Below are 13123 nucleotides of genomic sequence, written 5' to 3'. Positions count from 1 at the left end.
CTGAACGTGGTTTACGCGATTGTGAAGACAGGCGGCCGCCAGGAGAAGGTGTCCGTCGGATCTATCGTGGTTACGAACAGGATTGAAGGCGAAGCTGGCGACACGGTCGAGCTTGAGCCGATCATGCTCGTCGACGGTGACGACGTCACCACGTCTGCCGATGGTATTTCCGCTAAGGTTACCGCCGAGATCGTTCGTGATGACAAGGGTCCGAAGATTTCGATCGTTAAGTACAAGAACAAGTCCGGTTACCGCAAGCGCATGGGTCACCGCCAGAAGCTGACCCGCCTGAAGGTCACCAACATCGGCTAACAAGTCACGAGCTTTTAAGAAAAGAAGGTCTGAAGATGGCAACAAAAAAGGGTGCGAGCTCTACTCGCAACGGTCGCGATTCCAACGCGCAGCGCCTTGGCGTGAAGCGCTTCGGCGGTCAGGCTGTCAATGCAGGTGAGATCCTCGTTCGCCAGCGCGGCACGAAGTACCACCCGGGCCAGAATGTTGGCCGCGGCAAGGACGACACGCTGTTCGCTCTTGAGACCGGTCTCGTTGAGTTCGGAACCAAGCGTGGTCGCAAGGTTATTAACGTAACGGTCGACGCCTAAGAGCGTTAACTAACTGGGGTGGAGGGCTTTGCTCTCCACCCTTTTCATTTCTCCGGTAGTTTTTCTGCAATAATTTTCCGCAACTGATTGTGAGGACGTCATGGCCAATTTTATCGACCGAGTTACCCTGCACATTCAGGCAGGAAAGGGTGGCAACGGTATCGTCTCCGTGCGCCGAGAGAAGTTTAAGCCGCTCGGGGGTCCCGACGGCGGCAATGGCGGCCACGGCGGAGACGTGATTTTCCGGGTGGATCCGCAGGAGTCCACGTTGCTATCCCTGCATCACTCGCCGCATTTGAAGGCCGAGAACGGCAAGCCGGGCGAGGGCGACCTGCGCCATGGAAAGCGCGGCGAGGACCTCGTCGTCGGCGTGCCATCTGGAACCGTGGTCAAGGACATGGACGGCAATGTTCTTGCCGACATGGTGGGGCAGGGGGACGAATACATCGTCGCCGGCGGCGGCTACGGCGGGCTGGGCAACGCCGCACTCGCCTCGCCCAAGCGAAAGGCGCCAGGCTTCGCGCTCATGGGGGAGCCGGGCGAGGAGATCTCCGTTGTTCTCGAGTTCAAGTCGGTTGCCGACGTCGCCCTCGTCGGTTTCCCGTCCGCTGGCAAGTCTTCGCTCATCGCGGCGATGTCTGCCGCACGGCCGAAGATCGCCGACTATCCGTTCACGACTCTCGTGCCGAACCTCGGCGTCGTGTCTGCCGGGGACTACCGCTTCACGGTGGCCGACGTGCCGGGTCTGATACCGGGCGCCTCCGAAGGAAAGGGCCTCGGCCACGAATTCCTGCGCCACATTGAGCGATGCGCCGTCATCGCGCACGTCATCGACTGCGGAACGCTCGAGCTCACGCGCGATCCCGTCTCGGATCTGGAGACGATCGAGGCCGAGCTGGCCGCGTACGCCGACCAGATCCCGCCCATGGAGGACCGCGTGCCGCTCATGGACCGCCCGCGCGTCGTCGTCCTCAATAAAGCAGACCTTCCCGATGCGCGCGAGCTCGCCGAATTCGTCAAGGCTGATATCGAGGCCAAGGGCTATCCCGTGTACATCGTCTCGGCGGTTGCGCATCACGGGCTGCGCGAACTCGGCTTCGCGCTCGCCAAGATCGTGCAGGAGGTGCGCTCTCACGATGTGCTGCCCGAGACGCGCCCTGTCATCCGCCCGGTCACGCAAGATGACACCGGATTTACGGTCACGCCCGTGAACCGATCCGGCAAGATTCTTTACCAGGTGCGAGGCCGTACGCCTGAGCGCTGGATCAACCAGACCGACTTTGCCAACGACGAAGCGGTGGGCTACCTCGCCGACCGCCTCAACGTGCTCGGCGTGGAAAAGGAGCTCGTCAAAGTCGGCGCCCGCGCTGGCGACACCGTGGTGATTGGCCCGCTCGAGGGCGGAGTGATCTTCGACTGGGAGCCCACGATGGCCTCCGGCGCCGAGCATCTTGCCCCGCGCGGCTCGGATGCTCGTCTTGAGGATTGGTCGCGCCCCACGCGCGCGCAGCGCAAGGCGGCCTTCCACGACCGCATGGACGCCAAGGAAGAGGCCCGCCAAGAGCTGTGGTCGGATCGCGACGAAGGTATTTGGACAGACCCGTCCGACGGCTGATGCGTCGCTAGACTTGGGTGCGTGCAGCATCTTCTTTCCAACCGTGCCCTGCTGGGTCAAGCGCCCTGCATCGTCATCAAGATTGGCTCATCCTCGCTCACCGAGCGCGGATCGCTTGCGCGTGACCAGATCACCCGCCTTGTTGACGTCGTTGGCCCGGCGCGCGCACGCGGGCAGCAAATTGTGCTCGTCTCCTCGGGTTCGATCGCCGCGGGCCTGGAGCCTCTAGGATTCCGACGCCGTCCCTCCGACGTGCGCGATCAGCAGGCGGCGTCGATGGTGGGCCAGTCCCATTTGGTGCGTGCCTATACCGATGAATTTGCTCGCTACGGCATCACCATTGGCCAGGCGCTGCTCACGCCTGACGACGTCGTGAATCGGCGCCACTACAACAACGTCCAGTCCGCGCTCAAGCGCTTGCTGCACCTCGGCGTCGTCCCTATCGTCAATGAAAACGACGCGGTTGTGACGAACGAGCTTCGGTTCGGCGATAATGATCGGCTCGCCGCGCTGGTGGCGCACATTGTGGACGCAACGGCGCTGATTTTGCTGACGGACGTGGATGGGCTGTATACCGGCCCGCCGGGAACACCGGGCGCCGAGCTCATCTCCGAGGTCACGGACATGGATGTGCTCGCTGAGTTCAGGATCACCGGCAAGGGATCGGACGTGGGCACGGGCGGCATGGCGACCAAGGTGGAGGCGGCTCGGATGGCGACGTCGGGTGGCGTGGCGACCTTGCTTGCCGCGACGACGGACCTCGCAGCTGCGCTGCGCGGCGAGACGGTGGGCACGTGGTTCCTGCCGCGCTCGAAGAAGGTTCCCGCGCGTGATCTGTGGTTGCGCCACGCGGCGCTCGTCAAGGGCACGATCACGGTGGATGACGGGGCCAAGAAGGCGATTAGGAGCGGGGGAGCGTCCCTGCTCGCCGTCGGGATGACGGACGCGCGCGGAACGATTGCAGCCGGAGACCTCGTGTCGATCGTGGATGGGAACGGGGTTGAGGTGGCGCGCGGCCTGAGCGCATTCTCAACCGGTGAGCTTCATGAATTCATCCGGGGTCAGGTGGCGCCGCGCCCGGTCATTCATGCAGACGACCTTGTATTACCGACCAAGTAGCTAGCCCCGTTATTTACTCTCCCGTAACCTTTTAGTAATTCGGGCACCGAGCCGTGCCAAAGGTCACAAAAATACAACGGCCAAATCTTGAACCGCGAGATCACGCGGAAAAATGCGACTCATAGCGTGAGATGTTCCCTCTCAAAAGGCGGATGGGCTGGTGTTTGCAGGGTGCTTCATTGACCCTGAGCCCGCGATTTCGGTACGTTCTATGGGTAACAGGGCTTGAAAATATACAGGCAATGTTATGAATATGAATGGCTTCGGCCGGTGTGTACCTCGTACATGAAAGGAATGACAATGATCGATCTCGGCATCACGCAATGTCCCCATCATTCCACAGAGGTAAGTGGCGTATTTATTTCCATGTCCACAACGCGCCATTGGCGAATGTATTTCTAAACCAATGGATCAGCACTAAGAACGCGCTTCGTGCGCCTTCAGGATATGGAAAATTTAAGATGACAATTGAACTTGCAGCATCACGCAAAGCACTGACGAACGCACAACTGGATCTCGACGATGTCGCGGTAACTCCCGACCACCTTGCCACCGCATGGGTAGGCGTGGATTTGACGCTCCTTGGGGCATGCACCCCGGCCGGTTTTGACGAAGCCCCAATCGACCATTTGAACTATCCGCGTCTGGCCGCCTCCGTGAAGGCCGCCCAGCAGGGTGGAATCGACTTTGTGACCCTCGGGCTGGATTTCCACAACAGCTCCGATTCGGCAGGATCCGAATACTCGCTCGACGCCGTGAAGACGGCCGCCCGGTTGGCGGACGTGTCGACGGCGGGCGTGTTCGCCGGAGTCGTTGGAACGCCTAAGGACATGAACGTTGCCGTTGACCTCCTCGCCTCACAAACCGATGGCTGGGCTGGGATCACGATTACGCTCGCAACCGACTCCGACTTCGATGGCATTGTGGCGACCACGAAGAACGCCCGCGCCGCCGGCATTCGGATCTGCGTCATCATCACGAACCCGTCGATCACGCCTGGGCGCGCGAAGCTCATCGCCTCGATTGCCGATACGGTGCGTCTGCGCGTCGCTGATCCGCACGCCGCCCGCGAGGCTCGCTTCGCGATCCGCGCGGCCGGCCAAGAGATCAACAAGGACGTGCTCGTCTTCGTTGAGCTCGGAATCGTCATCTCGGCATCGGTGGAGGCAGCCGAAGAGCGCGCGCACCTCATCGAGAAGATCAACGGCTGCGATCCCTTCGAGGGAATCGCATGCGTGCTTGGCACCGTCTACTCGGTGGCAGACGCGATTGAATCGTGGGTGGGCCTTGGCGCTGCGGACGGCATCATCCTCGTTCCGGCCTCGTTGCCAACCGATCTCGCATCGGTGCTGCGTGGCGTGCTCCCGCTCATGGAGGCTCGGGCACAGCTCGACCGCGCCTAAGGCTGCGTCGCTAGGCGGCCGGCGGAGCCCTAGTGGTTAGAGCCGATCGCTCATACCGCAAACACAACGGTGGGCCCGTTTATACGGGCCCACCGCCATGTCAGCTATCGCTGATTAGTTTTCGTTGCCAGCCTCTGCTTCGGCTTCGGCGATCTTGGTACGGACCTCGTCCATGTCAATGGCCTTGGCCTGCTGGATCAGATCCTCAAGCGCTGCCGGCGGGAGTGCGCCCGCACCCTCGTAGATGCGGATGCCATCACGGAAGACCATGAGGGTCGGGATGGACATGATCTGGAATGCCTGTGCGAGTTCGCCCTGCTCTTCCGTGTCGACCTTTCCAAAGGTGACGTCCGTGTGCTCCTCGGAAGCAGCTTCGAACGTGGGGCCGAACGTCTTACACGGGCCGCACCACTCTGCCCAGAAGTCGAGGAGGACGGTGCCTTCCTTGACGGTGTCGTTGAAGTTCTCTGCAGTGACCTCTACGGTTGCCATTAAATTGTCCTTTCGTGGTGCGTAAAGGCTTCACACACCGAGTTGTTACCTAGCGAGATTAACGCATAATGACGTGTTGTATTCCCGTAAGCTAGGCGTTATTGAAAGTCTAACAATGGATCGCGAGCATATCGCACGTAAGGAACAGTGATGACTGAGTTGAGTGAGGCGACACAGCAGGTCCACGCACTTGCCGCGAAAGCTAAGGAATCCGCGCGAACACTGCGTTTGGCGACGACGGCGTCCAAGAACGCGATGCTGCATTCGATCGCTGATGAGCTAGTGGCGAACATGGACACAATTCTCGCGGCGAACGAGACCGACATGACGCGCGAGCGTGAAGGCGGCATGAGCGATTCGCTCCTCGACCGCCTCCAGCTGACGACGGAGCGCCTTGAGGGGATCGCGGACGCCGTCCGCGAGGTCGCCACGCTGCCCGATCCCGTGGGGGAGATCGTTGGCGGGCGCACGCTGGCCAACGGCCTGCGGCTCATCAACAAGCGGGTTCCGATGGGCGTTATCGGCATGATCTACGAGGCGCGCCCCAACGTGACTGTTGACGCGGCCGTGCTTGCCCTCAAGGCGGGCAACGCCGTACTGCTTCGCGGCGGCTCGGCGGCTCTCGAGTCGAACAAGGTGCTCGTTGAGACTATCCGTGCCGGCGTCGTCAAAGCGGGCTACCCAGCCGATCTCGTGGCGACTGTGGACGATTACGGAAGAGATGGCTCGGTCGCGCTCATGAAGGCCCGAGGGCTCGTCGACCTCGTCATCCCGCGCGGCGGGGCCGGACTCATCCAGACAGTCATCGAGCAAGCCACCGTGCCAACGATCGAAACGGGCGTGGGCAACTGCCACGTCTACATTGACAGGGACGCCGATCTCGATAGCGCCCACAACATCGCGCTCAACGCTAAGACCCATCGCCCCGGCGTGTGCAACGCGGCCGAAACGCTACTCGTACACAGGGACGTTGCCGCGGAGCTCCTTCCGCGTCTTGGCGCCTCACTCATCGCGGCGGGCGTCACCATTCACGGTGACGACGCCACGCGCGAGTTCGTTGAGGGCGCCGTCGTCGCCACAGACGAGGACTGGGAGACCGAATACCTCTCGCTCGACCTCGCCGTGAAAGTCGTGGATAGCGCGGAAGAGGCCATCGCACACATCCTGACCTATTCGACCGGCCATACCGAGGCGATCGTGTCGAACAACGTCTCGGCGGTGAACCTGTTTACGAGCACCGTGGATTCCGCCGTCGTCATGGTCAATGCCTCAACGCGCTTCACCGACGGCGGCCAGTTCGGCCTGGGCGCAGAAATCGGCATCTCGACCCAGAAGCTTCACGCACGCGGCCCGATGGCGCTCCAGGAGTTGACCACGACCACGTGGATCGTACAAGGAGATGGTCATGTCCGAAACTAGACGTGAGGGCATCAATCTTCGTGCCGTGAATCCCGCCGCAGATCGCGAGGGAGCCAAGCCACGGCGTCGTCTTGGCATCATGGGTGGAACGTTCGATCCCATCCACCACGGCCATTTGGTGGCCGCCTCGGAAGTCCAGTACTACTTCGACCTCGACGAAGTGGTGTTCGTGCCCACGGGGGAGCAGCCGTTCAAGAAGGATCGGGACGTCACGCTCGCCGAGCACCGGTACCTGATGACGGTGATCGCCACGGCATCGAACCCGCGCTTCACGGTCTCACGCGTGGATATCGAGCGCGGCGGAACGACCTACACGATTGACACTCTGCGCGACCTGCGAGAGGTCTATCCCGACGACGATCTGTTCTTCATCACGGGCGCCGACGTGCTGCCACAGATCCTCACGTGGAAGGACCAGGAAGACCTCTGGGAGCTTGCACATTTCGTCGGCGTCAATCGGCCGGGCCACGATCTCGACACCTCGGGACTGCCCGAAGACGCCGTGTCGTTGGTTGAGATTCCCGCGATGGCGATCTCGTCAACGGGCATTCGTCACCGTGCCGCAAACGGTGTTCCGGTCTGGTATTTGGTGCCCGATGGGGTAGTGCAGTACATAAACAAGTATCATCTATATGTATCGAACGATGCTAAGACGACCTCCCTAGCGCCGGTTGACGAGATTGAGGCCGGCGAGGGCAAGGAGGAACAATGAGTGAGACTCCCCGGCTATCACGCCGCGAACTACGGGAGTTGGGCAAGCTTGATGCGCTACCCGCAGACGACACGGCCCTGACCGAGACGGCCGAAATGAGGCTACGGCGCCCATCGCGCAAGGAGCTGCGCGAGGCGGCAGAACGCGAGCGCGCTGAGATGGAGGCGCGCCAGAGCGCTGAAACAATCGACGACGCGGAGGATGTGCCGGCCGAGGATGCGCCCACTGGCGACGTGCCGGCCGAGGACGTGCCGGTTGACGAGACCCCCGCTGACGAACCTGTCGCTGATGACCCTGTCACCGACGAGGCCCCTGCCGATGAGTCCGGCGAGGACGACGGCGGCGAGGCCACCCAAGCCATGGACGCGATAGCTGCCGATCACGACGAGCCGGGCTCCGACGTCGTCGTTGATACTCCCGAAAACGCAGCCGAGGCGCAGCAACGCAAGTCGGTCTTTGATCGGTTTGAGGACGACTCGCACGTGGTTGTGGCACCGGCGCAACCCGAGCACGCCGATGAGGAGACCGTTGACGAGATTGACGGCGATGAGGATCTGCCCCTTCGCGATCGCTTCTTGGCGATGACGAGCAAGGATGAGCACAAGGAGCCCGAGGACGCCGCTGACGCGCCGACGCCCGCAACGCCTGTGAGTACCGACGAGTCGGCTTCGGTGGCCGTTGCGGAGGGTAACGACCCGGCCGTCGTCGATGACTATGACGACGACGGCGTGGAAGTCGAATCCCCGAACCGCCGCTGGTTGATCCCGCTCCTCGTGATCGTTCTCGGCCTGCTTGTTGGTTATCTTGCCGGATCGTGGCTCAACAAGAACTACCTGTCTGAGTCTGTGCCATACGTGGCCACGACCATCACCAACCTGCTGTTGTAACCGAAAGGACACTGTGCCAGCTACACCCGAATCGATCGAACTCACCCATATTGCAGCGCGCGCTGCATCCGATGGAAAGGCGACGTCCATCACCGCGATCGACGTCTCGGAGAGGCTCGTTCTCACGGACGTCTTCCTCGTCATCTCAGGTTCGTCGCAGCGGCAAGTGCGTTCGCTCGTTGACGACGTGGAGGAGGCGCTGCACAAGGCTGGCCGCAAGCGGGTGCGGCGGGAAGGGCTCGAGGGTGAGGCACGCTGGGTCATCCTCGACTTCGGTGACATCATGGTGCACGTCCAGCAGGATGAGGACCGCGAATTTTACGCACTGGAAAAGCTCTGGGGCGACCAGCCGTTGATCGATCTACCGGACGATGTAACGGTGGAGGAGCCGCAGACCTCGAGTCTTGCGGAGTATTTCGAACCCGTCTTTGACGACGAGGTGGAGGACGAGTAGTGACTGTTGTTCGCTTGGTTTTTTGGCGGCACGGGCAGACCGAACAAAATCTATTACGGCGGATCCAAGGGTCAACGGATATTCCGTTGAACGACACGGGCAGGGACGAGGCGCGAGCTGCGGCCAAGGAACTCGCGCGGATGAAACCCACGCGGATCTATTCCTCGCAGCTTGGCCGTGCGCTTCAGACGGCGCAGTTCCTCTCGGAAGAAACCGGCCTAGAGATCAAGATCGACGAGCGCCTTCGCGAGCGCTCCTACGGCTTGTGGGAGGGCATGACCTCCGAGGAGATCAAGGCCGCACACGCCGAGCAGTGGCAGGTGTGGCGCGATGGGCGCGAGCCCGAGGGCGTCGAGGTCGAGACGCGCAAGGCCACCGGTGAGCGCGTGGTGGCAGCCGTGCTTGACGCCGTCGCCGAAGTGGAAGCCGAGAGCAACGACGTCGAGGAGACGATAGTGTTCGTGGCTCACGGCGGGTCGATCGCAAATGGTGTTATCTCGTTGCTGGGGCAAAACCCGTCCGAATGGGTGGGCCTGCAGGGGATGGACAACTGCCGGTGGGCAATCCTCGAGCCACGCCCGGGTAGCAATCCGGAGTGGCGCCTGCGCTCGTACAACCGCCGCACGGTGATGGCGCCGAACATCGTTAGGTAGGGGAGTTCGGTAGGTGCACGGTAGGTACTCGGTGGGTGCCCGGTAGGTGAGCGGGTTCACCACGAGGCACCCGCCGCAAATTGGCGAGACGAGAAACTTCTGAGTAAGATGAATCAAGTCCAACGGGGCTATGGCGCAGTTGGTAGCGCGCTTCCATGGCATGGAAGAGGTCAGGGGTTCGAATCCCCTTAGCTCCACAAATGTGATGAGTCGGGACATAGGTTACAGATCTGTGTCCCGACTTTTTGTGTTATCCGGTGGGACAATGAGTTGTTGAGTTCCTGATGGATCGGTGAGGATGAAAGCCCTGTCACTTGATTGGCTATACCGGGTTATCCTTGGAATCGGACTCCTACGGTGATGGTGTGTGAATGATAGGCAAGGTTTTAGCGTGACTGAGAATCAACAGGTTGATGTAGACAAGAAGAAGCCCAGGAAGAAGATGTCGTCGGGTAAGAAGGCCGGTATCTTCATTCTCGTTACTGTTCTTGTCCTGGCTGCCGGTGTTGTTGGCTTCGGCTGGTGGGTACAGCGTCACCTCGACGGAATGATCGAACGTATTGACGATCCGTTTGGGGAGATCTCGAGCAGGCCAGAGATTCCGGATGAGGTTATCCAGGAAGCTGAAGAGGAAGACAAGGACCTCCCGGTCAATATCCTTGTTCTCGGTTCAGACTCGAGAATCTCCGCAGGAGATCCCAGTCAATGGCAGGTGGGAGCGCAGCGCACCGATGCCATCATGCTCATGCACATCTCAGGAGACCGTGAGAATGTCTCCGTTGTATCCATACCGCGAGATACTTGGGTAGACATCCCAGGATGGGGTGAGGGAAAGATCAATGCAGCATTCTCCTACGGTGGTCCCTCTCTTATGATCCAAACAGTTGAAGAATTAACAGATGTTCGTATTGACCATTTTGCTGTCACAGATTTCGATTCCTTCTCGGCCATGACAGATGCACTTGGGGGAGTGAGGATCACCCTGAACTCTCCACTCAGTGTTCCTGGCGGAACACTCGACGCAGGTGAACACCGCCTAAATGGTGAACAGGCCCTGAGTTATGTTCGTCAGCGGTATGGCTTGAGCGGGGGAGACTTCTCTCGTGTGCAGCGCCAACAGAACTGGATGCGCTCCATCATGCGTGAAGTATTCGATCAGAATATCTTGAGCGATCTCGGAAAGCTTACCAATTTCATTGAGACCGTAGCGGGCTCCGTGTCTCTTGATGAAGGGTTTACCATCGGAGAGATCCGAGACCTCGCATACTCGGCACGCAACATCCGTCCCGGCAACGTTTACTTTGTGACTGCTCCCCACAATGGAACGGGCTGGTCGAATGATGGTCAGTCAATTGTCATTTACGACGTTGTAAACGGCGGCATGCTCTTCGACGCGATCAAGAATGACGAAGCCGTGGAGTTTCTCGAGACGAACCCGATGGGCGTAGCTATGCTTCCGTCGACCCCGGAATAGGCACTGTCTCAACCTGAGAGTAGTCACTGAACCGTTGCACTCGACCAGCACTCTTGCCGATCTCAAACAAAATGTGGATCGCAAGATAGGGGCAACGCTACGCTCCTCCTGATTGCTTAGTAATCACCGGATCGGGTGTTGAGAGTGTCGGGTAGGGTTAACATTACGTGTCTTGCTGCAAAACAAATGCCGGAAGTGTCTCATAATCAAAAAATGACGATTCCGTCTCAATTTGATTGACAAGCCAAGATCAGCGTGACCATCAAGAATCGCGGAATTGCCCGGAAAACCGCGGGAAAGTGTCTTTTTTGAACTAATTTGTCTATGCTAGATATTGTCCGTAGTTGTTAAATGGGCTTTATTCGAGTGTGTTCCCGGTTAAACCTGATTGAGGTGGTCCGTTCCTGGGATTACGCTGGAAGCGTGGCAGAAAAAACAAAAGCAAAAGATGTTCAAGAGGCAGGTAGGTTCGGGAAGACGGGGCCTACCTACCAGCGTATCCATGAGCTACCGCTCCACACTAAGGCAGCGGTCGTATTCGTGACAGATGCTCTCGCATGGGTCTTGGCTCTTCTAACTGTTATGTTGCTACGCTACGACTTTGGTCTGACCGATGCTCAGTGGGCGTGGGCGATTGGTTACACGGTTGCGGCAATTGCTGTTCAGACCCTGGCCAGTCTTGGGCTGAGCTTTATTCGAGGTCGAAGCCGAGTGGCGAGCTTTGAGGAAGTTATTGAAACAGCAGGTTTCGTTATTCTCGTCATCCTCCCAATTGGACTTATCCTTTCTGCCTTCATAACCGATTTCCCCCGCGCACTAGCTATCGTCATGCCCCCACTGGCGCTTGTTCTCATGCTTGCGGCCCGGGGCGTGTACAGAATCCTTATCTCGCGATCACGTGTAAGCGGAAACGGCAGGGAACAAGCAACCCCCGCTCTTGTATACGGTGCCGGCGAAGCCGGCAGGCAGGTAGCTCAGCTGGTTGATCACGCGGTTGAATCCCCCTACCGGATCCTCGGCTTTGTCGATGACAGCCCGGGTAAGCAGAAGCAGCGAATTCGCGAATACCAGGTGCTTGGAACGGGCAAGAAGCTGATCAAGATTGCCGAGAAGGTTCAGGCCACGACCGTCATTCTCGCAGTAAGTAATGCGCCAGCATCCATGATCCAGCGAGTATCACGTGAATGCGTTGCGAACGGGCTCGATCTGGTAATCATTCCTCCGGTTAGCGAAATGATCGGGGGACGGGTGAGCCTCGACCGTCTCCGTGAATTTAATGTCGCTGACCTTCTTGGTCGCCGCCAGATCAAGACCGACGTGCGCTCCATCGCCGATTACGTCATGGGTAAGCGCGTCCTGGTTACGGGAGCCGGCGGCTCAATTGGTTCCGAACTCTCTCGACAGCTGAACCGCCTTGGTCCTTCAAAGTTGATCCTCTTGGACCGCGATGAGTCCGAGCTCCACGCCGTACGACTATCCATCGATGGTGACGGACTCCTCGACTCCGACGAAGTCGTGCTTTGCGATATTCGTGAGCCCGACGCGCTTGACGCCATCTTCGAACACCACAAGCCTGAGGTCGTCTTCCATGCAGCAGCTCTGAAGCACCTACCGATGCTTGAGCGTTTCCCGCTTGAAGGATGGAAGACCAACACTTTAGGTTCAAGAAATGTGCTCGCCGCGGCGCGCAAGCACGGGGTAGAGCAGTTCGTCAACGTGTCCACGGATAAGGCTGCGGACGCAACGAGTGTTCTTGGGTTGACTAAGCGCTTCGCAGAGCGGCTCACGTCGTGGCATGCGATGGATGGGGGATTGAAATATCTCTCGGTTCGATTTGGAAATGTTCTTGGATCACGAGGCTCCGTGCTCTTCACGTTCCGGGCACAGATTGAGCGTGGTGGGCCTGTGACCGTGACGGACCCGGACGTAACACGCTACTTTATGACGATCCCCGAGGCATGTGAACTGGTACTCCAGGCCGGAGCAATTGGTCGCCCCGGTGATGTTCTGGTTCTTGACATGGGTGAGCCCGTTAAGATTGTCGATGTCGCTGAGAGACTCATTGCCGAGTCCGGCAAGGATGTAGAAATCCATTACACGGGCCTACGTAAGGGGGAGAAGCTTCACGAGGTTCTCTTCAGCACCTCGGAGATTAGCCAGCCAAGTGCGCATCCTCTTATCAGTACGGTTAGAGTGCCAAGCCTTGCCCCTACGGATCTTCCTGAGCACCCCGCAAACCGGGATGAAGTGCTGAGCCTCCTGGAAGATGAGCAGCAGTTTACTGGGGCACTTA

The 13123-nt window shown here is 59.5% G+C and carries 13 protein-coding genes and 1 tRNA gene; 13 read left to right on the top strand and 1 reads right to left on the bottom strand.

Features of this window, described 5'->3' with window-relative positions:
* Positions 1-6 precede the first annotated feature (6 nt).
* From rplU to ACHFFR_RS07715, 5 genes are all read left to right on the top strand, one after another.
* Positions 7-312, top strand: a complete 306-nt coding sequence (rplU, locus tag ACHFFR_RS07735) for a 50S ribosomal protein L21 (RefSeq protein ID WP_394263691.1) — start codon at positions 7-9, stop codon at positions 310-312.
* Between the two features lie 35 nt (positions 313-347).
* Complete coding sequence (gene rpmA / locus ACHFFR_RS07730; protein WP_394263690.1) at positions 348-602, top strand: 50S ribosomal protein L27; 255 nt, start codon at positions 348-350, stop codon at positions 600-602.
* 100 nt (positions 603-702) lie between these two features.
* Complete coding sequence (gene obgE, locus ACHFFR_RS07725) at positions 703-2217, top strand: GTPase ObgE (RefSeq protein ID WP_394263689.1); 1515 nt, start codon at positions 703-705, stop codon at positions 2215-2217.
* Between the two features lie 21 nt (positions 2218-2238).
* Complete coding sequence (gene proB / locus ACHFFR_RS07720) at positions 2239-3336, top strand: glutamate 5-kinase (protein WP_394263688.1); 1098 nt, start codon at positions 2239-2241, stop codon at positions 3334-3336.
* 461 nt (positions 3337-3797) lie between these two features.
* Positions 3798-4739, top strand: coding sequence for a hypothetical protein (locus ACHFFR_RS07715; protein WP_394263687.1), 942 nt, complete (start codon positions 3798-3800; stop codon positions 4737-4739).
* Positions 4740-4853: 114 nt separating this feature from the next.
* On the opposite strand, the gene trxA is transcribed toward ACHFFR_RS07715, so the two are convergent.
* The gene (trxA, locus tag ACHFFR_RS07710; protein WP_394263686.1) at positions 4854-5231 is read right to left on the bottom strand and encodes a thioredoxin; all 378 of its coding nucleotides are present in this window, start codon (positions 5229-5231) and stop codon (positions 4854-4856) included.
* Between the two features lie 150 nt (positions 5232-5381).
* Between trxA and ACHFFR_RS07705 the strand changes: the two genes are divergently transcribed.
* From ACHFFR_RS07705 to ACHFFR_RS07670, 8 genes are all read left to right on the top strand, one after another.
* Entirely contained in the window at positions 5382-6650 is a 1269-nt protein-coding gene (locus tag ACHFFR_RS07705) for a glutamate-5-semialdehyde dehydrogenase (protein WP_394263685.1), read from the top strand.
* Positions 6637-7362 carry a nicotinate-nucleotide adenylyltransferase gene (gene nadD, locus ACHFFR_RS07700; RefSeq protein ID WP_394263684.1) on the top strand — a complete coding sequence of 242 codons (726 nt, stop codon included), beginning with the start codon at positions 6637-6639 and terminating at the stop codon, positions 7360-7362. The genes ACHFFR_RS07705 and nadD overlap by 14 nt, the downstream gene beginning before the upstream one ends.
* On the top strand, positions 7359-8249 hold the full coding sequence (locus tag ACHFFR_RS07695; RefSeq protein WP_394263683.1) for a hypothetical protein: 891 nt from the start codon (positions 7359-7361) through the stop codon (positions 8247-8249). The genes nadD and ACHFFR_RS07695 overlap by 4 nt, the downstream gene beginning before the upstream one ends.
* A gap of 13 nt (positions 8250-8262) precedes the next feature.
* Entirely contained in the window at positions 8263-8703 is a 441-nt protein-coding gene (gene rsfS, locus ACHFFR_RS07690; protein ID WP_394263682.1) for a ribosome silencing factor, read from the top strand.
* A complete protein-coding gene (locus tag ACHFFR_RS07685; protein ID WP_394263681.1) occupies positions 8703-9356 on the top strand; it encodes a histidine phosphatase family protein in 654 nt (217 codons plus the stop codon). Before rsfS ends, ACHFFR_RS07685 begins: the two co-directional genes overlap by 1 nt.
* Positions 9357-9480: 124 nt before the next feature.
* Positions 9481-9553: transfer RNA gene (locus ACHFFR_RS07680), tRNA-Ala, on the top strand.
* A gap of 194 nt (positions 9554-9747) precedes the next feature.
* Complete coding sequence (locus ACHFFR_RS07675) at positions 9748-10830, top strand: LCP family protein (protein ID WP_394263680.1); 1083 nt, start codon at positions 9748-9750, stop codon at positions 10828-10830.
* Between the two features lie 423 nt (positions 10831-11253).
* Positions 11254-13123 (top strand): polysaccharide biosynthesis protein (locus tag ACHFFR_RS07670; protein WP_394263679.1); only part of this gene is annotated, 1870 nt, incomplete at its 3' end.

This window comes from Trueperella sp., from assembly GCF_043424875.1.
In the GTDB taxonomy this organism is placed as follows: Bacteria; Actinomycetota; Actinomycetes; order Actinomycetales; family Actinomycetaceae; genus Trueperella.
Note: the sequence above shows the minus strand (reverse complement) of the source record. Positions and strands in the feature narration are given on the sequence as shown.